Source organism: Streptomyces sp. NPDC047869 (genome assembly GCF_040704065.1).
Classification (GTDB): domain Bacteria; phylum Actinomycetota; class Actinomycetes; order Streptomycetales; family Streptomycetaceae; genus Streptomyces.
The window spans coordinates 363,782-386,037 of record NZ_JBEYRK010000002.1; the positions used below are offsets into that span (position 1 = coordinate 363,782).

Below are 22,256 nucleotides of genomic sequence, written 5' to 3' on the forward strand. Positions count from 1 at the left end.
CACCGCGGCGAGGTCACCGCGGTGACGCCGTCGCCGGGGTGTCACCGGTGCGAGGTGTACTCCACGACCTGCTGGAAGGTCGGCCGGTTCTGCCAGCCGATCCGCCCGTGCTTGACGCCGCCCAAAGGCCGCTGCGCGATGGAGTCGGCGCACCACTGGTCGCCCGCCGAGCACTGGTCGTCGCCGGGGTAGACCTGGGCCGCGGTCTTTCCGGCCGCCTCCTTCAGGGTGCTGATCAGGACGTCCCGGCAGGCGCCGAGGCCGCCGCCGCCGCAGTACTTGCGTGTCAGGCCGTCCCGCACGGACTCGCCGAGCACCGCCCGGATGTCCTTGTCGACATAGCTCCACCAGCCGTACTGGAAGGAGCTGCCGGCGTGCGATCCGGTCGGGCCGTGACCGGCCGACGGAGCCTCGTCCACGGGGAGGTTGCCGGTGAACGCGGTGTACAGGTCGCTGCCCAGACCGGGTTCGAACTCGGCCTTCACCAGCAGTGGCCACCAGGCGTCCAGGATCCGGATGGCGTCCGCGTCGGCGTACTTCCTGGAGCCGGCCGAGGTCTCCGTGCGTTTCGCGCCCGCGGTCACCCACGCCTGGAGCCTGCTCACCGCCGCGGCGGCCGTGGAGTCCGTCACCGGAGAGGAGCCGATCACCTTGAGCAGCTTCGGCAGGACGTCCTCGGCGCGCAGGTCGGTGAGGGCCGCGTCCGCCATGGCCTGCACCACTTTGGTGCGGGTCACCCCGCCGGCCGCGACCAGCTTCGCCACCCGGTCGTCGAGCAGGTCGCCGCGGTGCACGGACCCGTCACCCCAGGACGCGGTCGTGTAGTCCTCGGCCTGCTTGTTGTTCCAGGAGATGTAGTAGTCCTGGTCGACGGAGTTCGGATGGGCGGAGGCCGGGGTGTAGTCGGCGGTGTTGGTGGCCGGGTCCCAGTTCCGCCACTCGTAGGCGGGCTCGGCCAGCACCGGGAACTCGGCGTCGACGCCGCTCGCCCGGACCGGGTTGTCGCCGCTGTTGTAGTACGCGGTGTGCTGCGAGTCGGCGTAGAACCAGTTGAAGGTGTAGTTGATGTGCTGGGCCGCGCTCTGGAAGTCCTTCGGGCCCTTGACGTAGCCGGGGTCGTTGAGCATCTGGAAGCCGATGATCGAGTCGGCCTCGTGCAGGTAGGAGGAGCGCAGGGTGGCGTAGGCGACCTTCTTGCCGCCGACGGTCGCGCGGTACTGCACCGGTCCGTACCTGGTGCGCCACACCCGCATCGTGTACGAGCCCGCGGCGGTGCCGTCGGCCACGGTGGGTTTCCAGGCGTTCTTCCGCTCGACCTGGTCCATGGCCGTGCAGGTGCCGTGGTACAGGTAGTGGTGGTCGTCCTGGCACAGCTCGACGGCGTAGGTGTCGATGATGTCCTGGCCGGAGGTGGTCGCGCTCCAGGAGTAGTCCTGGCCGCGGCCGAGTTCGACGTACATGCTCAGACCCGCGAAGGAGGCGCCGCGGGCGCTGATGCCGGGTCCCTGGATCTCCTGGAGCAGGAGCAGTTGCGGGGCGAAGTAGCCGGTCTGCGGTCCGAAGACGGCGACGGGGCGGCCGCTCGCGGTGTACTTGCCGCTGACCACGAGGGCGTTGGACATGCCGCGCCGGGCGGAACTCAGGGCGGTTCTCGCCGCCACCGCCGACGCGCTCTTCGCGCCGGCGGTGGCCGCGCTGCCGGTGCGGTCGTAGACGAGGGGCTCCTCGGTCACCGAGCCGGCGTCGGGCAGCGCCGCGCCCTCGGGGTCGGCGGGCCGGCCGGCGTACGGGAAGCTCGTGCCGTCGTGGACGGTGAGGGCCGCCTCGGCGTCGTTGCGCATCCGGAACGACTCCCAGACCCTGGTGCCTTCCGCCACGCCGTACTTGGACTGGGCGGCGAGCAGGGAGAGCGCGTTGTTCACCTCGCCGCCCCCGCCGGAGCCGAACAGCGAGCCGACGACGGAGGCGAGCGCCACCAGGTCGGTGATCTTGAAGTGGTCTATGGTGCCGGCGTTGGTGACGGAGTCCTTGTGGCCGGTCAGGACGTACTCGCCGGGGAAGTAGCGGCCGCTGTCGGAGGCGTCGATATAGGAGTTGATGCCGTCGAGGTAGGCGTTCGCGTCGGTGAGGGCCTGCTGCCCGCGGGTGCCGTTGTGCGCGACGGCGTTGTCGATCTGCGCCTGCAGATCGGCCTCGGTGTACGGCGCGTCGCGGTAGAACTGCTGCTCCAGGCCCTGGTTGGCGGCCGCGCCGCCCGCGAAGCCGGTGAGCTGCCCGCGGCCCACGTGCCGGAATACGTCCATGAGCCACAGCCGGTCCTCGGCGGCGGCGTATCCGGCGCCGAACTCCGTGCCGTATCGCGTGGTGCCTGTGATGTGCGGCACACCGGTCTTCTTGTCGCGGACGATGGTCACGTCACCGCGCCCGGCCGGCTTCTCGGTGGAGGCGACCTGGTCGGAAGGGACGCCGAAGGACGCGTCGTTGAAGAAAGTGTTGATCTTCGCGTCGGTGAGCCCCTGGTATCCGGTCGCGAGGCCGGCGTAGGGGCCGAGCTGGTCCTCGGCGTGTGCGGGCTGGGTGCCGAAGGCCTGGTTGAGCAGGATCTGGGCAAGAGTGGCGTTGCCGTTCTCGCCGGGCGGCAGGATGTCCGAGCACTGGCCGCCGCAGTAGTCGTTCGAGGTGGCGGCGGCGTCCGCGGCGGTGGCGTGGGTGAGCGGGGAGAGAAGTCCGGCGACGAGAACGCATATCGACGCCGTCTTCAGGAACCCGGTGAGCCTGCGGGGAGTTCTCAGTTTGTCGAACAGCACGTTGCGTGGGGCGCGACGTGGCATGGCAGCTCCTCCCGACGGGGGTGGCCCGGACGTTACCGCCGGTATCCCCGGGATTGAAGATGAACATGCGTCAACTTTCGGAGTCACCGGAGCGGCGCCCGGCGGTCAACCCGGGGCGCCTTATGGGAGGGCATCGGAAAACGGATGGAGCCGGATCGTGTGTCGATACGTCTATTCGGCGACGTCGCGAGGAACCCGTACGGCGACGGAGAAGTGACGCAAGAGCGGACGCAGGTGTGACGGAGGTGCATGGCGATGGCCGGATTCCGAAGTCTGGCGAGACAGGTGCGAGATCCGCGGTGTGACCTGGCGCTGCGGCGCTACTCACTGCGCAAGTGCCTGGAGCGGTTCGCTCCTTATGGGCATCGGGCGACCTGGGACCATCTGTGCTCCCGGGCCGGTTTCGGTCCGGAGGACCGGTCCCCCGATCCGGCGCGGCTCGTGGCCGCGCTGGAGGAGTTGGAGGAGGCGCGGGCGGTCTGGCTCGGCTACGAGGCCGAGTTCGCCGAGCGCCGCAAGAAGGAGAAGCACGACGGGCTGCGCCGGCCGGGGACGGTGGACGACTGGCACCGGCTGACCTGGGGCGGGTTCGGGGTCGCCTGGTGCGACGACCCGCGGGTCCATCCCGGCGAGCCGCTGGCGGAGGTGCTGCGCCGGCTCATCGCCGCGCTGAACCGTGAGCCGGGCGGATGCTGCCCGGTCTGCGACGGGGAGCGGCTGGTCTGGAGGTACGGCCTCGACCACGAGCCGTCGTCCGGCCCGGTCTGCGCGGACTGCGGCATCCTCGTGCCCCGGCCCGTGCTCACCCCGCAGGCGCTGGCGTACTCCAGAAGCGAGCGCCTGCTGATGTCGGCCTGAACCACGGCCGGCCCGGCCGACGGGGCTGCGCCGGGGGTGCGCCGGGGGATGCCGCACCCCCGCAACGGCACGGCCGTGTACCGCACTTGGGGCGCACGGCGACTGGGCCTCAGCCGGCGACGGCAGGGCTGGCCGCGCCGCCCGGCCGCCGCTACGGCCGTTCCGGCAGGAGGCGGGAGCCGCTCAGGCGGTTGCCCGAGATGTCGTCCGGGTTGGACAGGACGCAGTTGTCCAGGGACAGGCAGCCGCAGCCGATGCAGTCGGTGAGGTGGTCCCTGAGCCGGTTCAACTGCCGGATGCGCTCGTCGAGTTCGGAGCGCCACGCCTGCGAGAGGCGGGCCCAGTCCTCGCGGGTCGGGGTCCGCTCCTCCGGGAGCCGGGCCAGGGCCTCGCGGATCGTGGCCAGCGGGATGCCGACCCGCTGGGCCGCGCGGACGAAGGCGACCCGGCGCAGGGTGTCCCGGGTGTAGCGGCGCTGGTTGCCGGCGGTGCGGCGGCTGGTGATCAGCCCCTTGGTCTCGTAGAAGTGCAGGGCGGAGACGGCGGCGCCGCTGCGTGCGGACAACTGGCCGACGGTCAGCTCGTGGACCTTCTCGGGGATCTGGGGCACCCCGCAGAGCCTACCGACCCGGCCGGCCCCTCATCCGTTGACATAGCCGCCGCGCCCGACCATGCTAAGCAGTTGCTTAGGAACGCGAGCGAGAGGCCGGGAACATGGCAGAACCGAGGACCTTCACCTCCCCCGACGAGCTGAAGGCCGCCGTGGGCGAGCAGCTCGGCCACACGGACTGGCTGGAGATCGACCAGAAGCGGATCGACCTGTTCGCGGAGGCGACCGGGGACCACCAGTGGATCCACGTCGACCCGGAGAAGGCCGCCGCGGGGCCGTTCGGGACGACCATCGCGCACGGCTATCTCACCCTGTCCCTGCTGCCGCTCTTCGGCCCGCAGCTGCTCCGGGTCGAGGGCGTGCGGATGGGCGTCAACTACGGGACGAACAAGGTCCGCTTCCCCTCCCCCGTCCCGGTCGGCTCCCGGCTGCGGGCCACCGCGGCCATCTCCGGCGTCGAGGACGTCAAGGACGGCATCCAGGTGACCCTCGCCTTCACCGTGGAGCGGGAGGGCGGGCAGAAGCCCGTGTGCGTCGCGGAGTCGGTGTCCCGGTACTACCTCTGAGCCGGGGCGTCCGGCTCGGCGCCCACCATGCGCAGCACGAGGTCGGCGTAGAGCGCGCCGACCTCCTCGGGCGTGCGGGGCCCGTCCACGCTGAACCAGCGGGCCACGTCGATGCAGAGCGACAGCACCGCGAGGGTGGTGCCCTGCACGTCCGGGACCCGGAACTCGCCCGCGGCGACACCGTCGTCGATGATCCCGCGCACCTCGGCGTCGACCTGGCGGCGCAGCGCGACGATCTCGGCACGGGCCGCGGGGCCGAGCGCGTCGAGTTCGTACTGCACGACCCGCGCGGTGGTGCGCCGCCCGGCGTGCCAGCGGACGAAGGAGCTGACGGCGTCGGCGAGCCGCTCGGTGGCGGTGCCCTCGCGCCGGGCCGCCGTACGCAGGATTTCCAGGGCCTTGTCGTGGCCGATCCTGCTGATCCGGTGGAGCAGCTCTTCCTTGGTCTTGTAGTGGATGTAGAGCGCGGCCGGGCTCATGCCGGCGCGGCCCGCGATGTCGCGGGTCGTCGTCGCGTGGTAGCCGCGCTCGGCGAAGGCCTCCACGGCGGCGACCAGCAGCCGCCGTGCCGCGTCAGGGGTGACCTGTTCCCACGGCTCGACCTCGCCGCCGGTCGTCTCCTCCGCCGTACTCATCGCTCGTTCGCCCCTCTCGGTGACAGGAGCACCACCATACCGCCGAAGGTGAGCGCTCGCTTAGAGCAGCCGCCCGGCGAAATGCGCGGACCACGGGAAACGCTCAGAGCTTCTCGAAGGGATCGTGCTCGGCGAGCAGCTTCTCCAGCCGGGCCTGGTCGACGCGGCTGACGATCTGCCCGGCCTCCTGCCGGTCCCGGATCACCTTGGCGAGGGTGAAGGCGGACGTGACGAGGTAGAGGACGGCGATGGCCAGGAAGGAACGCACCCAGGCGTTGGCGTCCAGCCGGAGGATGCCGATGCCGGTGGCCGCCATGGCGACCGCGAACGAGGCGACGGACTGGCCGTAGAAGGCGGCCGTGTTCTGCTGCTTGACCGGTGTTTCACTCATGCGACGAGCATCGGCGGACGCGGCCCGCGCCACATCCGCCGGGATACTCAGAACGGCTACTCAGGAGGGCGGGCGGAACGACTCAGAAGGCGGAGACCCCGGTGAGCGCGCGCCCGACGAGCAGCTTCTGGATCTGGCTGGTGCCTTCGTAGAGGGTCATCACGCGGGCGTCGCGCAGCAGTTTGCCGGCCGGGTACTCGTCGATGTAGCCGTAGCCGCCGAAGACCTGGAGGGCGTTGTTGGCGGCCCGGACGGCGGCCTCGGAGGCGAACAGCTTGGCCTTGGAGGACTCGACGGCGAACGGCCTGCCGCGGTCGATCAGATCGGCGACCCGCCAGGTGAGCAGCCGGGCGGCGTCCACGTCGACGGCGATGTCACTGATCAGTTCCTGCACGAGCTGGTGCCGGGCGATGGGCTTGCCGAACTGCTCGCGCTCGCCGGCGTACCGCACGGCCGCGTCCAGCGCGGCCTGGGCTATGCCGACGCATCCGGCGGCGACCGACATCCGCCCCTTGGCCAGCGCGGACATGGCCACGGAGAAGCCCTTGCCCTCCTCGCCGACCAGCGCCGAGGCGGGTACCCGCACCTCGTCCAGGACCAGCTCGGCGGTGGCCTGGCCGCGCAGGCCGAGCTTGCCGTGGATGGTGCGGCGGGTCAGGCCGGGGGTGTCCGCGGGCACCAGGAAGGCGGAGACGCCCTTGTGGCCGGGCGCGTCGGTGGACCGGGCGAAGAGGAGCACGACGTCGGCCCAGGTGCCGTTGGTGATGAACATCTTGGTGCCGCTCAGGACGAAGTCGCCGCCGTCGCGCACCGCCCGGGTGGAGAGGTTGCCCGCGTCGGAGCCGGTGCCGGGTTCGGTGAGGCCGAAGCAGCCGACGTACTCGCCCGCGGTCAGCCCCGGCAGCCAGCGCCGCTTCTGCTCCTCGCTCCCCCAGGCGGCGATCGACTTGGCGACCAGCCCCAGGGACACCGAGACGATCCCCCGCACCGAGGAGTCGCCGCGCCCCAGCTCCTCGGTGACCAGGCAGTAGGCGAGGTGGTCGCCGCCGGAGCCGCCGTACTCCTCGTCGACGGTCAGCCCCAGGAATCCGACCTCGCCGAGCTTCTTCACGATGCCCCGGTCGACCTCCTCGGCCCGGTCCCAGGCGACCACGTGCGGGGCGATCTCGCGCTCCACGAAGTCCCGGGCGAGCTGCCGTACGGCGGCCTGCTCCTCGCTCAGCTCCAGGTTCACCACGCGATCACCCCACACGGATACGGATCTTGAAAGACGTACATTTAAATTAGCACTGCTAGTTTCCGTTGACAGCCCTACTATGTGCGCCATGGCCCGACCGCGCAAGCCCCTCCTCAGCACCGACCGGATCGTCGAGACGGCTCGGGAACTCGTGGACGCGGAGGGCCTGGCGGCCGTCTCCACCCGGCGGCTCGCCGCCCAGCTGGGGGTGAGCGGCCCGTCGCTCTACAACCACTTCCGCACCAAGGACGAGATCCTCGAGGCGGTCGCGGACTCGGTGAGCGGACAAGTCGACCTGTCGATGTTCGAGGACGGCCGGGACTGGCGGACCGCGCTGCACGACTGGGCCGTCTCCTACCGGACCGCGCTGCGCGACCACCCCAACATCGTCCCGGTGCTCGCCCGCGGGCCCGGCCGCCGCCCCGCCGCCCTGCGGCTGGCGGACGCCGTGTACGGCGCGATGGTCCGCGCGGGCTGGCCGCCGGCGCAGGCCACGTCCATCGGCGCGCTGATGCGGTACTTCATCATGGGTTCCGCGCTCGGCTCCTTCGCGGGCGGTTTCGTGGACGACGCGAGTGCGTACGACCCCGCCGACTACCCGCACCTCGGGCAGGCCCATCTGCTCGCCGAGCAGCAGGAGAAGATCGACGAGCGGGCCTTCGAGACCGGGCTGACCGCGCTGCTGGACGGGCTGGCGCAGCAGTACGAGCGGGCCCGGCAGAGCGTGTGAGGGCACCTGGACACTTCGGCCGGCGCCGAAGCGTCGGTGCCGCATGCTGGGTGCATGACCACCAAGGACACCCGGGCCGCCGGGCTCGCCGCGCTCGCCTCACTGGTCGCCGACGAGACGCGGGCCGCCTGTCTGCTGGCGCTGCTGGACGGACGGGCCTGGACCGCCGGGGAACTGGCCCGGCACGCCGGGGTGGCCCCGTCCACGCTCAGTGAGCACCTGGGCAAGCTGGTCGCCGGCGGACTGCTCGCGCAGGAGCGGCAGGGGCGGCACCGGTACGTGCGGCTGGCCGGCGCGCGGGTGGCCCAGCTCGTCGAGGACCTGGCCGCCCAGGTGGCGCCCGCCGGGACGGCGCGCCCGCGCACGCTGCGGGAGTCGAGCGCGGGCTCGGCGATGGCCCGGGGCCGCACCTGCTACGACCATCTCGCCGGACGGCTGGGCATCACCATCACGGACGCGCTCACCGAGCGGGGGCTGCTGCGCCAGGACACCGGGTTCGCGCTGACGGACGCCGGACTGCGGTGGTACGGCACCGCGGGGATCGCCCTCGACCGGTCGGCCAGGCGGCCCCTGGCCCGTGCGTGCCTGGACTGGACCGAGCGGCGGCCCCATCTCGCGGGCTCGGCGGGCGCCGCGCTGTGCCGCCACGCGCTGGACGCGGGCTGGTGCGTGCGGATCGGGTCCGAGCGGGCGGTGCGGGTGACTCCGTCGGGAGTGCGGGCGCTGTACGACCTGTTGGGTATTGAGCGGGAGGCGTTGTGCTGAGCGCGGTCAGGGGGATGGGCTGTCGTGCCGGTCGCCGGGTGCGGGTCCGCTGTGGCTGGTCGCGCCGTTCCTCACGCCCCTCGGGTGCCCCCGCGTCCCCTGCCCCAAGGCGCCGTCGCTTTTCCGCCAGCCGGAGTCACACCGTTCCGCCTAGCCTCAGGAGCATGATGAGCAACGCCCCGCGTCACCCCTGGCTGCCCGCCGCCGCTGCCGCCCTCACCGTCGTGCTCTGGGCCTCCGCCTTCGTGGCGATCCGCAGCGCGGGTGACGCCTACTCGCCGGGGGCGCTGGCGCTCGGGCGGCTGCTGTCCGGGGCGCTGACCCTGGGCGTCCTGTGCGTCGTACGGCGCGAGGGGCTGCCGCCCAGGTCGGCCTGGCGCGGCACAGCCCTCTCCGGGGTGCTCTGGTTCGGGTTCTACATGGTCGCCCTGAACTGGGGCGAGCAGCGGGTGGACGCCGGCACCGCCGCCCTCGTCGTGAACGTCGGCCCGCTGCTGATCGCCCTGCTGGGGGCCCGGCTGCTCGGTGACCCGATGCCGCCGAGGCTGCTGGCGGGCATGGCCGTGTCCTTCGCCGGTGCCGTGACCGTGGGGCTCTCGATGTCGTCCGGGGGCGGCGGGGCCTCGCTGCTCGGGGTGGTGGCGTGTCTGCTCGCGGCGGTGGCGTACGCCGCCGGGGTCGTGTCGCAGAAGCCCGCCCTCGGACAGGCGAGCGCGCTGCAGGTGACGACGTTCGGGTGCCTGGTCGGCGCGGTGGTCTGCCTGCCGTTCGCCGGGCGACTGGTGACCGAGGCGGCCCACGCACCCGTGTCGGCGACCCTCGACATGGTCTACCTGGGCGTCTTCCCGACCGCGCTGGCCTTCACCACCTGGGCCTACGCCCTCGCCCGCACGACCGCCAGCCGGATGGGCGCGACCACGTACGCCGTGCCGGCGCTGGTCGTGCTGATGTCGTGGCTGGCGCTCGGCGAGGTGCCGGGGGCGCTCACCCTGGTGGGCGGGGTGCTGTGCCTGGCGGGTGTGGCGGTGTCGCGGTCCCGGGCGGCCGGACGCTCGCGCCGGGCCGCGGCTGGGGAGCCGCGACCCGAGAAGGTCCGCTGAGCCGGTGGGCGCCGGGCCTTCGCCGGGCCCTCAGAACACCACCAGCGCGCGGCCGCCCTTGCCCGCGAGCATGTTCTCGAAGGCCGCCGGGATGCCCTCCAGCGCGATCCGCTCGGTGACCAGCGCCGAGAGGTCCAGCCGGCCCTCCCGTACGTGCTCGGCGAGGACCGGTACGTCGCGGGCCGGGTCGGTGTTGCCGTAGACGCAGCCGGACAGGGTGCGGCCCCAGTGGAAGATCTCCAGGGCGTTGAAGGTGACCTCCTGGTCCTTGCCGCCGATGCCGACGACGGTCGTCCGGCCGCCCCGGCGGGTGGAGTCCCAGGCGGCGCGGATGCTGACCGCGCGGCCCACGCACTCCACGGCGACGTCGACACCCTGCTTGCCGGTGAGGGCGCGGATCTCGCGCGCGGTGCTGTCGGAGGCGATGACGTAGTCGGTGGCGCCGGCCGCGCGGGCCAGTTCCTCCTTCGCCGGCGAGACGTCGACGGCGATGATCCGGGAGGCGCCGGCGATACGGGCGGCCTGGAGCGTGGCGAGGCCCACGCCGCCGGCGCCGAACACCGCGACCGTCTCGCCCTGCCGGACCCGTGCCGAGTGGTGGACGGCGCCGTAGCCGGTGAGGACGGCGCAGCCGAGCAGGGCGGCGTCGGTGAGCGGGACGCCGTCGGGCAGCGGCAGCACGCAGGACGCGGATACCACCGTCTCCTCGGCGAACGCGGCGACGTTCAGGCCGGGGTGGAGTTCGGTGCCGTCGCTCGTGCGCGCGTGCACGCCCGCCGCGCCGGCCAGGGCGTCGGCGCACAGCCAGACCTCGCCGAGCGCGCAGGCGTGGCAGGTGCCGCAGGACGGCGCCCAGTTGAGGACGACGGGGGTACCGGGCGCGACATGGGCGACGCCCTCCCCCACGGACACCACGGTGCCGGCGCCCTCGTGGCCGAGGACCGCCGGGACCGGCACCCGCATGGTGCCGTTGGACAGGGACAGGTCGGAGTGGCAGACGCCGGCGGCGGCGAGGCGGACGCGGACCTGGCCGGGGCCCGGGTCGGGCAGCTCGATGCCGGTGATCTCCAGGGGTGCGCCGATGGCGGGCAGGACGGCGGCTCGTACGGCCATGGCTCGCTGACTCCTCAGAACTGCAGGGACTTGGTCTGGAGGTACTCGGCCAGTCCGTGGCTGCCGAGCTCCCGGCCGACCCCGGACTGCTTGTAGCCGCCGAACGGGGCGAGCGGGTTGAACCGGCCGCCGTTGATGTCGACCTGGCCGGTGTCCATGCGGCGGGCGAAGGCCACCGCCTCCGACTCGTCCCCGGCCCAGACGGCGCCCGCGAGCCCGTACACCGTGCCGTTGGCGATGCGCAGGGCGTCCTCCTCGTCCTCGTAGCGCAGGACGCACAGGACCGGGCCGAAGATCTCCTCCTGGGCGACGGTCATCTCCGGGTTGACGTCGGCGAGGACCGTCGGGCTGACGAAGTACCCCTGTTCGCGCGGTGATCCGGGGCCGCCCGCGACCAGGCGGGCGCCCTCGGCGACGCCCTTCTCGATGTAACCGAGCACCCGGTCCCGCTGCCTGGCGTTGACGACCGGGCCGATGCGGTCGCCGTACTTGGCGGCGGCGGCCGCGGCCAGTTCGACGGCCTCGTCGTAGCGGTCGCGGTGGACCAGCATCCGGGTCCAGGCGCTGCACGTCTGGCCGGAGTTGGACATCACGTTGGCGACGCCCACGCCCACCGCCTTGGCGAGGTCGGCGCTCGGCAGGATGACGTTGGCGGACTTGCCGCCCAGTTCCAGCGCCACCTTCTTCACGGCGGCGCCGGCCGCCGCGCCGATCCGCCGGCCGACGGCCGTGGAGCCGGTGAAGGAGACCAGGTCGACGTCCGGGTGCTCGGCGAGGGCCTGCCCGGCGACCGGGCCGAGGCCGGTGACGAGGTTGAACACACCGGCCGGGACGCCGGCCTCGTGGACGGCCTCGGCGAAGAGCTGGGCGGTGAGCGGGGTGTCCTCGGCGGGCTTGAGGACGACGGTGCAGCCGGCGGCGAGCGCGGGGGCGGCCTTGGCGACGATCTGGTGCAGCGGGTAGTTCCAGGGGGTGATCGCCCCGACCACGCCGATGGGCTCGTGCAGCACGGTGGAGTTGCCGACCTTCTCCTCGAAGGAGTGGGTCGCGGCCAGCTCGGCGTAGGAGCCCGCGACCGCGATCGGTACGCCGGCGTGCACGGCCTGCGAGAACTGCAGGGGCGAGCCCAGCTCGGCGGTGACCGTCTCGGCGATCTCGTCCTTGCGGGCCACCAGGACGTCGCGGAGGGCGGTCAGCCGTGCGGCGCGTTCGGCCGGGGGTGTGGCCGCCCAGGCCGGGAGGGCCTCGCGGGCGGCGCGCACGGCGGTGTCGACGTCCAGCGCGTCACCGGCCGGGACCCGGCCGACGACCTGTTCGTCGGCCGGGTTCACGACCTCGATCACGTCCCGGCCGGCGGCGGGGCGCCAGGCACCGTCGATGTACAGGCCGTCATGTGCCTTCATGCTGCTTCCTCCCGGCGGGGCTCCGTCGTCCGGCACACAAACTAGCGGCGATAGTTTTCACGCGCCAGACGTGCCCGGGCACCGGCGGCTCCCCGGCACCCGGACGTACCGGGACATCATCGCCCGGACGCACCGGGACATCGTCGCCGGATCGGCGCCGGCTCACTCGTCCAGGTCGGGCAGCCGGGCCGGGGACGGGCAGATGCGGTCGCCGTGCTGGTCGAAGACGAAGAGGTGGGCGAGGTCGACGAGCAGGGGCACCTGCATGCCGTGGCGCAGCCGGATGTCGGGGGTGGTGCGGACCACCAGGTCGCCGGGGAGCCGGCCCTCCGGCGGCGCGGGCTCGGGCACGGTCTCCTGCGGCTGTTCCAGCACCACCACGGGGCCGGCCCGCAGCGAACCGGCCCGCTCCCGCAGCCGGTCCAGCACGCCCGCCCCTTCCCGGCGGCGCCGGCGGGCGGCCCGGGCGGCCGGGCGCGGGGCCTCCAGCTCGGGCACCACGGCGGGCCGCGAGCCGGTGTTGAAGTGCACGAGGGTCTCGTGTCCCTGGAACTCCATGTGCTCCACCAGCCCGGTCAGCGGCACCTCACCGGGCCGGGCGGCGCTGTGCTTGGCGATGCGCACCGCCTCCGAGCGCAGCCCGACGATGATCTCGCGGCCCTGCTGGACGCGGAGCAACTGGTGGTCGAGGGAGAGGGGTTGGGGCAGGCGCAGGTACTGCTTGCCGAGGCTGATGGTCATGGCGCCGTCGAGCGGGGCGCGGACCAGGCCGCGCAGCAGGTTGATGCGCGGGGTGCCGATGAAGGCGGCGACGAAGACGTTGCGGGGCAGCGCGTACACCTCGCGCGGGGTGCCGACCTGCTGGAGCACCCCGCCGCGCAGCACGGCGACCCGGTCGCCCAGGGACATGGCCTCGGACTGGTCGTGCGTGACGTACACCGTGGTGACGCCCAGCTCGCGGGTGAGCTGGGCTATCTCGGCCCGCAGGTGGTTGCGGAGCTTGGCGTCGAGGTTGGACAGCGGCTCGTCCATCAGGAACGCGGAGGGATGCCGCGCGATGGCCCGGCCCATGGCGACCCGCTGGCGTTCGCCGCCGGAGAGCTGGCCGGGGAACCGGTCGAGCAGGTCCTCGATGCCGAGCATGCGGGCGGTCGCGTCCACGCGCGGGGCGGGGTCGGCGGCGGGTGCCTCGATGCGCAGCGGGAAGCCGATGTTGTCGCGGCTGGTCATGCTCGAGTAGAGGGCGAAGTTCTGGAAGACCATGGCGATGTCCCGCTCGGCGGGCAGCCAGTCGTTGGCGTGCTCGCCGTCGAGGAACAGTTCGCCGTCGTCGATCTCCTCGAGTCCGGCGATCATGCGCAGCACGGTGGACTTGCCGCAGCCGGAGGGGCCGAGCAGGACCAGGAACTCACCGGGTGCGATGTCCAGTGAGACCCGGTCGACCACGCGGGGGCCCCGGGCGTAGGACTTGCTCACGTCGTGCAGAGAGATGGCGCGTGTCATGGGTGCTGCCCCCGGGGGCTGTGCGGAGCGCCGCTGCTCCGTGGTCCGGGGCCCCGTGCGGACGTACGGGGCCCAGGGGCACGCCGTCGGTCTCCCGCCGCGCGGCCGGAGGGAAGGGGACGACAGGCCCCACGAGTCACGGAAGTTAACGGAATGTGCCCGGTCGGGGAAGAGTGGTGACGATGTCCGGAACCGCGCCCCAGGCGAGGGCCGAAACGGAAGGGCGGGTTCGGGCTCCGGGCCTCCCGGTGCGGGCCACGGGAGGGGGTACCGGGCGGTCAGCCGGTCGCGGTGAGGTGGGCGAAGACCACCACGTTGCTCGTGTAGCCGGTGCGCCGGCTGTACAGGCCGCCGCAGGTGAGCACACGCAGCTCCGGGCGCCGGGAGGGGCCGTAGACCTCCTTGTCGGGGAAGCCGGCCTTGTCGTACACCTTCACCCGGTCGACGCTGTAGACGGCGGTACGGCCGTCCGCGCGCCTGACCTCGATCGGCTTGCCGGGCTCGACCTGGGCCAGGGCCGCGAAGACGGCGGCGCCGGTCCGGGTGTCGCGGTGGCCGACGGCGACCGCGGTGCCGGTCTCCCCCGGTGTCGGACCGCCCTGGTACCAGCCGACCTCCTTCGGCCGGTCCAGCGGCGGTGTCGACAACTGCTGTTCGCGGTCGAGTCGCAGGCCCATGACCGGGGCGTCGATGCCGAGGGACGGGATGCGGAAGTCCGTCGGCCGGGACCGGGTGGACAGGGGGCGGGGCGCGGGCGCCTGGTCCGCGGACTCCCCCTGCGGTCCGTCACCCGCCCGGTCCGGTCCGTCCGGTCCGCCGCACCGGACCCCCACCGTCACCAGGACGCCCGCGAGCAGGGCCGTCCTGGCGAGGCGGTAGGCGCGGGTCCGGTGCCACGGCCTGGGTCGGCGCCTACGCGGCACCATGGGGCCGCCGGCGGATCAGCCGGATGTACACCGCGCCGCTGACCGCGACCAGTCCGACGGCCGCGGCGGCCGCCACCGGCGAGAACGCGCCCGTCGTGTCGACGAGGCCGCCGCCGCCCGCGTGCACACCGCCCTTGGGGCCGTCGTTGTGGTCGCCGCCGCCCGAGCCCCAGGCCGAGTCGCTCTGCCGGTCGTTGTCCTGCCGGCCGTTGTCCTGCCGGCCGTTCTCCTGCCGGCCGTTCTCCTGCCGGCCGTTCTCCTGCCGGCCGTTGTCCTGCTGGTGGTCCTCGATCTGGCCGCCCGGACCGTTCTGCCCCTCCGCCCTGCCGTCACGGCAGTTGACGCGGAAGACCTTCTCCTTCAGGGCCGTGGGCGTCCCCACGGTCCAGCTGATCTTGTACTGCCCGTCCGCGAGTCCCAGCGGGTCGGTGTGGCCCGCTCCGCCGGCGAGCTGGATGCTGCCCGTCACGGTGGCGGCGGTGGGCAGCGGCGGCTGGGGCGTGATGGTGTAGGTGATGGCGGGCAGCGAGTCGAAGTTGACGGCCTCGAGGAAGAACTTGCAGACCACCGGGTCGTCCTTCGCCGAGCCGATGAACGACGGCGGGTTGGTGGAACGCGCGTTGTGGATCCTGATGTCGCCGTTCTCGCCTACCGCGGTCGCCGCCGGCGCCGCCACCCATGACGCGCCCGCCGCGGCGAGGGCGGTGAGGACGACGGTGGCACCCGCGCGGGAGAAGGTCCGTGGAAGTGTCAGGGTGGGCATGCAAGCTCCTCCGAGTTAGACGATTTTCATACAAATCGCTCTCCTCTGGACTCTCACGCATGCGCTCCACGGCCCGCGGCACCAACGCCGGACGCGCCGTCAGATATCGCTCGTGCGGCGCAACGCCGGTCCCTTCCGGCCCGCCTCCGAGGCCGGACCGGCCTCCGGGGGCCGCTTTCCGCCCTCCGGCGACCGCACCGCCACCGCCGAGGACAGCAGCAGCAGCGCCCCCAGCATCACGAAGGGCGCGGCCACTCCGGCCACGCCCGCGACCAGGCCCGCCGCGGCCGGTGCGGCTACCTGGCCGAGCCGGTTGCCGGTCAGGCGCAGGGCGAGCGCGGTGGAGCGGGCGCCGGCCGGGGCGGCCTGCACGACCGTCGTCATGGACAGCGGCTGTCCGACGCCGAGGCAGAAACCGAGGACGGTGAGCATCGCGCCGAGCGCCCACACCGGCACCGGCACGGCCACCCCCGCGCAGAGCACGGCCGCCAGGAAGCAGGTCGCGGTGAGCAGCGCGGGGCGGCCCAGCAGCCGCAGCAGCGGGGTGAGGACCAGCCGGCAGGCGATGGTGGCCCCGGCGCGCAGGCTGAGCAGGACACCGATCACCGCGGGGGCGATGCCCCGGTGCTCGCCGACCACCGGGAGATAGGCGGTGAGGATGTCGGTGGCGGAGAGCACGGAGAGACTGATGAGCATCCCGGCGGGCACGCCCCGGGCGCGCAGGATCCCGCCGACCGGCACTCTGCCACCTTGCGTAGACAGGGAGTTGACGGCCGTACGGTCCTCGATGCGCCACAGCGAGGTGAGCGCGAGCGCCCCGCCCGCGCCCGCCATGACGAGGGCGAGCGCGCTGCTGCCGACCATGTCGGGGCCGCCGATGAGGGCGCCCGCGGCGATCGGCCCGACGAGCTGGCCGAGAGAGGCGCCGATGGTGAAGTGCCCGAAGTTGCGGTCCTGTTCCTGCGGCGCGGACTGCCGGGCCACCAGCGACTGGGCGCCGATCACGAAGCTGAGGTGCCCGAGCCCCATCACCCCGCTCCACAGGGCCGTCGCCCACAGGGAGCCGGCCAGTCCGCTCAGTACGCAGCCCCCGGAGATGAGGACGACCCCCACCGGGAGCAGCGGAGCGCAGCGGCCGTGGTCGGTACGGCGGCCGAGCGGCACCGCCGCGAACAGCGGGAGCAGGGCGTACACCCCGGCGATGACACCGACCGCCCGCTCGTCGGCGCCCAGCGCGAGCGCCCGGTAGGAGACGGCGGGCCGGGCCATCGACACCGCCCCCTGCGCGAGACCGAAGGCGACGACGAGGCGGAGCAGCCAGCCGCGGTTCCCACCGGGCGTCATGGGACGTTCTCCTTCTGGGAGATGTTTCCGGGTGACTTCCCGGGTGACTGTTCGGGGACTTCCCGAAGGGGGCTTCCCGAAGGGGGCTTCCCGAAGGGGGCTTCCGGGGGCTCAGAGGATGCCGAAGACGACGCCCGCGCCGAGCACCACCAGGGAGGTGAGCACGGCCCACTTCACGACGAACCGGGTGTGGTCGCCGAACTCGACCTTGGCCATGCCCACGAGGACGTACACGGCCGGGACGAGCGGGCTGGACATGTGCAGCGGCTGGCCGACGATCGAGGCGCGGGCGATCTCCACGGCGGAGACGCCGTGCGCCTGGCCCGCCTCGGCGAGCACCGGCAGGATGCCGAAGTAGAAGCCGTCGTTGGACATGAAGTACGTGAGCGGAATGCTCAGCACGCCGGTGACGAGGGCCATGTGCGGGCCCATCCCGTCGGGGATGTTGCGCACCAGCCACTCGGCCATGTGGTCCACCATGCCGGTGCCCTGGAGCACGCCGGTGAACACGGCGGCGGCGAAGACCATGCCGGAGACGTTCAGGACGTTCTCGGCGTGCGCGGCGATCCGGGCCTTCTGGTCCGGCATGTGCGGGAAGTTGACGGTCAGCGCGAGGGCGGCGCCGAGCAGGAACAGCACCGGGATCGGCAGCCACTCCATGATCATGGCGGTGAGCAGGGCGACCGTGAGCAGGGCGTTGAACCAGTACAGCTTGGGCCGCAGGGTGGCGCGTTCGGGGTCGAGGCCCTGGAAGCCCTCGCCCTCGGGCGCCTCGGGCAGGCCCCCGCCGGAGCCGGCGCCCGCGGTGCGCGCCGGGGTCTTCCCGGAGCCGGCGCCGACCAGCACGGTCTCCGTCTCGGGCGCCTTCACCAGGGCCTCGTCCAGGGTGAGCACGCCGAGCCGCTTGCGCTCGCGCCGGCCGAGGACGTAGGCGAGGACGAGGACGAACAGCAGGCCCGTGGCCAGGGCCGGGATCATCGGGACGAAGATGTCGCTCGCGTCCAGCTTCAGCGCCGTCGCGGCGCGCGCGGTCGGGCCGCCCCACGGGAGGGTGTTCATCACGCCGTTGGCCATGGCCGCCACGCCGGTCATCACGACCAGGCTCATCTTCAGCCGCTTGTACAGCGGGTACATCGCCGAGACGGTGATCATGAAGGTGGTGGAGCCGTCGCCGTCGAGGGAGACGATCGCGGCCAGGACGGCCGTGCCGACGACGATGCGCAGCGGGTCGGCCTTGCAGAACCTCAGGATGCCCCGGACGACCGGGTCGAAGAGGCCGACGTCGATCATCACACCGAAGTAGACGATCGCGAACATGAGCATCGCCGCGGTGGGGGCGAGGCCGGTGACGCCGTCGATGACGTAGTCGCCGAGGTGGGCGCCCTTGCCCACGAAGACACAGAAGAGTGCCGGTATGAGCACGAGCGCCGCGATCGGCGACATCTTCTTCAGCATGATCAGGACCAGGAAGGTCGCGATCATGGCGAAGCCGAGGATGGTCAGCATGTGGATACCTAACGTTCGCCCTTGAACATCCCACCTGGGGCCGGCGGTGCGACGACGTTAGGTTCCGTCAAACGGCGTTAACAAGTGGTTGACACGCGAGCAATAAGCGCGAAAGTCCAGGTCACAGCTTTGCTCAGGTCAGCGTGGTGAGCTGTTCGGACGCGGCCGCCACCTCGACCGGCACTCCGTTGAGGACCGCGTTGCCGGAGAGCGGGTCGAGCAGGCTGCCGTCGAGGAGCTGGTTGACGTTGACGCCGGGGTCGGTGCCGGCGTGGCTCAGCCGGACGCCGGGGCGGTCGTGGCCCCAGCCGTGCGGCAGGCTCACCACGCCCGGCCGGACCGCGTCGGTGACCTCGGCGGGCGCGGTCACCTCTCCCCCGGCGCCCTTGACCCGTACCGGTTCCCCGTCCGCTATGCCGAGGCGTGCGGCGTCGCGCGGGTTGAGCTGCAGGGTGCAGCGGTTGCTGCCGCCGGTGAGGGCGGGCACGTTGTGCATCCAGCTGTTGTTGGAGCGCAGATGGCGGCGGCCGACGAGGACCAGTGCGGCGGGGCGTTCGCGCAGGGCCTCGCGCAGCCGGGGCAGGTCGCCGGCGATCGGCGCGGGCAGCAGTTCGACCTTGCCGCTCACGGTCTTCAGGGGCTGCGGCAGGCGCGGGCGCAGCGGGCCGAGGTCGATGCCGTGCGGGTGGTCGAGCAGTTTGCGCAGCGTCAGCCCGTCGGGCCGGGCGCCGAAGCCGTCGCCGTAGGGGCCGAGGCGCAGCATCAGGTCGAGCCGCCGCTCGGGGCCGCTCTCCCCGGTGAGCTGTGCGGCCAGTTCCCGCGGATCGCGGCCGTGCACCGGGGAGTGGGGTTCCCGGACGGCCTTGCCGAGGGTCTGGTCGACGACCATCGCGTCCACGGCGGCCGGGTCGGCGCCGTGCATGCCCGTCGCGGCCAGGACCAGCCGGGCGAGGATCTCGGTCTCGGCCATGCGGCCGGGTTCGAGGGGGACGGCGGGAGGGCTGTAGCGGACCTGGTTGCGCACGGCGAGGGTGTTGAAGGCGAAGTCGTGGTGCGGGCTCTGCGAGGGGGGCGGCGGGGGCAGTACGACGTCGGCGTGGCGGGAGGTCTCGTTGAGGTAGGGGTCGACGCTGACCATGAAGTCCAGCGAGTGCAGGGCCTTGTCGAGGCGGTCGCCGTCGGGCGCGGACAGCACCGGGTTGGCCGCGACCACGACGAGCGCGCGGACCGGCTCGCCCTCGTCGGTCGCGGTGTCGATCTCCTCGGCGAGCGCGGAGAGCGGCAACTCGCCCTTCGCCTCCGGCAGCTGCCGTACCCGGGAGTGCCAGCGGCCGAGGGCGAAGCCGTGTCCGGGGCCGGCCGGGCGGGGGGTGCGGTCGGTGGCGGCCTGCGGGAAGAGGGCGCCGCCCGGCCGGTCCAGGTTGCCGGTGAGGACGTTGAGGACGTCGACCAGCCAGCTGGCGAGGGTGCCGTGCGGGACGGTGCAGCTTCCGATGCGGGCGTAGACGGCGGCGGTGGGGGCGGCGGCCAGTTCGCGGGCGAGGGTGCGGATGAGGTCCGCGTCGAGGTCGCAGGCCGCGGCCACCGCCTCGGGGGTGAAGTCCGCGATGGCCGCGCGGAGTTCGTCGACACCCTGGACGTGCGGGGCGAGCGCGCCGAGGTCGGTCAGCTCCTCCTCGAACAGCACCGTGGCCAGCGCGGCGAGCAGCAGGGCGTCGGTGCCGGGGCGGATCGCGAGGTGCCGGTCGGCGAGTTTCGCGGTGCGGGTGCGGCGGGGGTCCACCACGGTGAGCCGGCCGCCGCGGGCCCTGAGGGCCTTGAGCCTGCCGGGGAAGTCCGGGGCGGTGCACAGACTTCCGTTGGACTCCAGCGGGTTGGCGCCGATCAGCAGCAGGTGGTCGGTGCGGTCGAGGTCCGGGACCGGGATGGCGTTCGCGTCGCCGAAGAGCAGGCCGCTGGAGACGTGCTTGGGCATCTGGTCGACGGTGGAGGCGGTGAACAGGCTGCGGGTGCGCAGGGCGGCCAGCAGGACCGGCGGGTAGAGGGCACCGGCCATGGTGTGCACGTTGGGGTTGCCGAGGACCACGCCGAGGGCGTGCGGCCCGTACCGCTCGACGACCGGGCGCAGCCCCGCCGCGACCGCGTCGAAGGCCTCCTCCCAGGTGGCCTCGCGCAGTGCGCCGTCCTCGCGGACCAGCGGCACGCGCAGCCGGTCCGGGTCGCCGTCGACGGCCCCGAAGGCGGCGCCCTTGGGGCAGATGAAGCCCTTGCTGAAGACGTCCTCGCGGTCGCCGCGGGCGCCGGTGACCCGGGCGCCCTCGACGGTGAGGGTCAGCCCGCAGGTGGCCTCGCACAGGGGACAGATTCGCAGGGCGGTGCGGGGCACGGGTCCTCCCGGAGGTTCGGCGGCGGTGCCGGGCCCGCCCCGGTGGGCCCGGGTGGGCTCCGGCGGGCTCGGGAGGTGAGCATACCGACCGGTAGGCATGGAGGGGAGCCCCCGCGACGGCCGCGGCCGCGGGGCCGCCTTCAGTCGAGGACGCGCCCCAGGTACGCCCGCAGCAGTTCGCGGGTCTCGTGGATGATCGCCTCGTCCCCCTCGGGATCGACCCGGAAGGCGAGCTGAACGAGGGCGTCGGCGCTCTCCACGGCGACCAGGAAGACGCGGCGCAGTTCCTCGCCGGGGCTTCGGCCGAGGTAGCCGGAGAGCAGGTCGGTGAGCCGGTCGGCGACCCGGGTGTTGGGCTCCGCATGCCGGGCGCCGACCGGGATCTGGTTGCCGAAGTCCACGAGGGAGAAGCCCGGCGCGGTGCGCTTCATGGCCAGGTACTCGTCCAGTACGGCGTCCACGGCGGCCCGCCAGTCCCCCCGCCGCTCGCCCTTCAGCCGCTCCCTGACGCGCTCGGTGTACCGCTCCAGGTTGCGCTGGGCGAGGGCGTCGGCCATCTGCCGCTTGTTGCCGAAGAAGCGGTAGACCGATCCGATGGGCACCTCGGCGCGCGCGGCCACCGCCCGGGTACTCAGGGCTTCGTAGCCGGCCTCGTCGAGGAGGTCGGCGCAGGCGTCGAGGATCCTGGTCAGCCGTTCGGCGCTGCGCCGCTGGACGGGCGCGCGGCGAAGCGATGTCGCGTGGGGCACGGACTTCATGATGCCTCTCCGCCGGGGTGGGGTGAACCTCGCCCCCCAGTACGGAAAAGGGTGGCCGTTGCACTCATCGGGGGTGCGGGGCAGGGGCGGCCGTCGTACCCGGCAGTGGTGCGGGACGGGGGCGGCGGTCACACCCGCGGAGGTGGCGGACCGGGGGCCGCCGCACCGGCCGGCAGGGCGGAGGGGACGACCCGCCGCTCACCGGACGGGGCGTGGGACCGGCCGCGCTCAGGACCCGGCGGTGCCGGTGTCCGTGACCGGCCGCGCCTCCGCTCCGGACGCCGTGATGTCGGCGGTGCCCTGCACCGGCTCGCCGCGGACGGCCCACACCGTGCCGTCGTCGGCGTACAGGCGGGCGGTGACATGGTGGGTGCCGTGCGGGACGAGCCGGCCGGCCAGGTGGTACTCCCGCGCACGCAGCCGGGCCACCCGGTGGCCGTCGACGAAGAGGCGGACGAGCCCGCGGCCGGGCACCGCCCGCGGCCGGGCGTCCGGCGCGGAGAAGCGGAAGTGGCGCAGCGTCAGCCGGACGTCCCAGCCGCCCGCGGTGTCCGGGGCCACCTCGACGGCGACCTCCGGCGCGCCCCGGCCGCCGGCCTCGCGCAGATGCCGGCCCGTCTCGTCGGTGCCGTCCAGGACCTCGCCCACCGGCGACGGCGCGACGGCACCGGTGCGGTCGTGCGCCTCGCCGGTCCCGCAGCCCCCCGCTCCCAGCGGCAGCAGAACCGAGACTGCGAGCGCGGTGAGGGCCCTGCCCGTCCATGTCCTCCATGCCATGCCCGGGAGGCTAGAGCAACGTGCCGTCACCCCGAATCCCCCTGAAGTCTGGTT

Annotated in this window: 20 protein-coding genes; 5 read left to right on the plus strand and 15 right to left on the minus strand. The window is 73.1% G+C overall.

The genetic code is table 11. From position 1 onward, the window contains the following. Nucleotides 1-41 precede the first annotated feature (41 nt). On the minus strand, nt 42-2,831 hold the full coding sequence (locus AB0924_RS04230; RefSeq protein WP_366910598.1) for a penicillin acylase family protein: 2,790 nt from the start codon (nt 2,829-2,831) through the stop codon (nt 42-44). Between the two features lie 255 nt (nt 2,832-3,086). Here AB0924_RS04230 and AB0924_RS04235 point away from each other — a divergent pair, with 255 nt between their 5' ends. Next, the gene (locus tag AB0924_RS04235) at nt 3,087-3,689 is read left to right on the plus strand and encodes a hypothetical protein (RefSeq protein ID WP_358935006.1); all 603 of its coding nucleotides are present in this window, start codon (nt 3,087-3,089) and stop codon (nt 3,687-3,689) included. A 151-nt stretch (nt 3,690-3,840) separates the two neighbouring features. Here the strand turns inward: AB0924_RS04235 and soxR are convergent, their stop codons facing one another. Further along, nucleotides 3,841-4,299: a redox-sensitive transcriptional activator SoxR gene (gene soxR / locus AB0924_RS04240; protein WP_358935004.1), complete on the minus strand. Its 459-nt coding sequence runs from the start codon at nt 4,297-4,299 to the stop codon at nt 3,841-3,843. Between the two features lie 104 nt (nt 4,300-4,403). Here soxR and AB0924_RS04245 point away from each other — a divergent pair, with 104 nt between their 5' ends. Then, entirely contained in the window at nt 4,404-4,865 is a 462-nt protein-coding gene (locus AB0924_RS04245; protein WP_358935002.1) for a MaoC family dehydratase, read from the plus strand. Here AB0924_RS04245 and AB0924_RS04250 read toward each other — a convergent pair. The 3 genes from AB0924_RS04250 to AB0924_RS04260 all read right to left on the minus strand — a co-directional run bounded on the left by AB0924_RS04250 (nt 4,856) and on the right by AB0924_RS04260 (nt 7,125). Further along, nucleotides 4,856-5,500 (minus strand): TetR/AcrR family transcriptional regulator, encoded by a 645-nt coding sequence (locus tag AB0924_RS04250; protein ID WP_358935000.1) that lies wholly within the window; start codon nt 5,498-5,500, stop codon nt 4,856-4,858. The genes AB0924_RS04245 and AB0924_RS04250 overlap by 10 nt on opposite strands. Nucleotides 5,501-5,603: 103 nt before the next feature. Then, nucleotides 5,604-5,891, minus strand: a complete 288-nt coding sequence (locus AB0924_RS04255) for a YiaA/YiaB family inner membrane protein (RefSeq protein ID WP_358934998.1) — start codon at nt 5,889-5,891, stop codon at nt 5,604-5,606. Nucleotides 5,892-5,973: 82 nt separating this feature from the next. Further along, entirely contained in the window at nt 5,974-7,125 is a 1,152-nt protein-coding gene (locus tag AB0924_RS04260) for an acyl-CoA dehydrogenase family protein (protein ID WP_358935070.1), read from the minus strand. Between the two features lie 91 nt (nt 7,126-7,216). On the opposite strand from AB0924_RS04260, the gene AB0924_RS04265 reads away from it, so the two are divergent. The 3 genes from AB0924_RS04265 (at nt 7,217) to AB0924_RS04275 (ending at nt 9,723) form a co-directional block, all read left to right on the plus strand. Continuing rightward, nucleotides 7,217-7,858 carry a TetR/AcrR family transcriptional regulator gene (locus AB0924_RS04265; protein WP_358934996.1) on the plus strand — a complete coding sequence of 214 codons (642 nt, stop codon included), beginning with the start codon at nt 7,217-7,219 and terminating at the stop codon, nt 7,856-7,858. A gap of 54 nt (nt 7,859-7,912) precedes the next feature. After that, complete coding sequence (locus AB0924_RS04270; RefSeq protein WP_358934994.1) at nt 7,913-8,623, plus strand: winged helix-turn-helix domain-containing protein; 711 nt, start codon at nt 7,913-7,915, stop codon at nt 8,621-8,623. A 164-nt stretch (nt 8,624-8,787) separates the two neighbouring features. Then, complete coding sequence (locus AB0924_RS04275) at nt 8,788-9,723, plus strand: DMT family transporter (protein ID WP_358934992.1); 936 nt, start codon at nt 8,788-8,790, stop codon at nt 9,721-9,723. A 30-nt stretch (nt 9,724-9,753) separates the two neighbouring features. Here the strand turns inward: AB0924_RS04275 and AB0924_RS04280 are convergent, their stop codons facing one another. From AB0924_RS04280 to AB0924_RS04325, 10 genes are all read right to left on the minus strand, one after another. Beyond that, a complete protein-coding gene (locus AB0924_RS04280; protein WP_366910599.1) occupies nt 9,754-10,836 on the minus strand; it encodes a Zn-dependent alcohol dehydrogenase in 1,083 nt (360 codons plus the stop codon). Between the two features lie 14 nt (nt 10,837-10,850). Then, nucleotides 10,851-12,239, minus strand: coding sequence for an aldehyde dehydrogenase family protein (locus tag AB0924_RS04285; RefSeq protein WP_366910600.1), 1,389 nt, complete (start codon nt 12,237-12,239; stop codon nt 10,851-10,853). Nucleotides 12,240-12,401: 162 nt separating this feature from the next. Further along, the gene (locus AB0924_RS04290; RefSeq protein ID WP_366910601.1) at nt 12,402-13,742 is read right to left on the minus strand and encodes an ABC transporter ATP-binding protein; all 1,341 of its coding nucleotides are present in this window, start codon (nt 13,740-13,742) and stop codon (nt 12,402-12,404) included. 278 nt (nt 13,743-14,020) lie between these two features. Next, nucleotides 14,021-14,668, minus strand: coding sequence for a class F sortase (locus AB0924_RS04295; RefSeq protein WP_366910602.1), 648 nt, complete (start codon nt 14,666-14,668; stop codon nt 14,021-14,023). Next, the gene (locus AB0924_RS04300) at nt 14,655-15,431 is read right to left on the minus strand and encodes a hypothetical protein (protein ID WP_366910603.1); all 777 of its coding nucleotides are present in this window, start codon (nt 15,429-15,431) and stop codon (nt 14,655-14,657) included. Before AB0924_RS04300 ends, AB0924_RS04295 begins: the two co-directional genes overlap by 14 nt. Nucleotides 15,432-15,530: 99 nt before the next feature. Then, nucleotides 15,531-16,775, minus strand: a complete 1,245-nt coding sequence (locus tag AB0924_RS04305) for an MFS transporter (protein WP_366910604.1) — start codon at nt 16,773-16,775, stop codon at nt 15,531-15,533. A 111-nt stretch (nt 16,776-16,886) separates the two neighbouring features. Continuing rightward, a complete protein-coding gene (locus AB0924_RS04310) occupies nt 16,887-18,281 on the minus strand; it encodes a citrate:proton symporter (RefSeq protein ID WP_366910605.1) in 1,395 nt (464 codons plus the stop codon). Between the two features lie 133 nt (nt 18,282-18,414). Continuing rightward, nucleotides 18,415-20,667, minus strand: a complete 2,253-nt coding sequence (locus AB0924_RS04315; protein ID WP_366910606.1) for a molybdopterin oxidoreductase family protein — start codon at nt 20,665-20,667, stop codon at nt 18,415-18,417. A gap of 140 nt (nt 20,668-20,807) precedes the next feature. Further along, on the minus strand, nt 20,808-21,425 hold the full coding sequence (locus tag AB0924_RS04320) for a TetR/AcrR family transcriptional regulator (protein WP_366910607.1): 618 nt from the start codon (nt 21,423-21,425) through the stop codon (nt 20,808-20,810). A gap of 228 nt (nt 21,426-21,653) precedes the next feature. Then, nucleotides 21,654-22,202, minus strand: a complete 549-nt coding sequence (locus AB0924_RS04325; protein WP_358934972.1) for a hypothetical protein — start codon at nt 22,200-22,202, stop codon at nt 21,654-21,656. Nucleotides 22,203-22,256 lie beyond the last annotated feature (54 nt).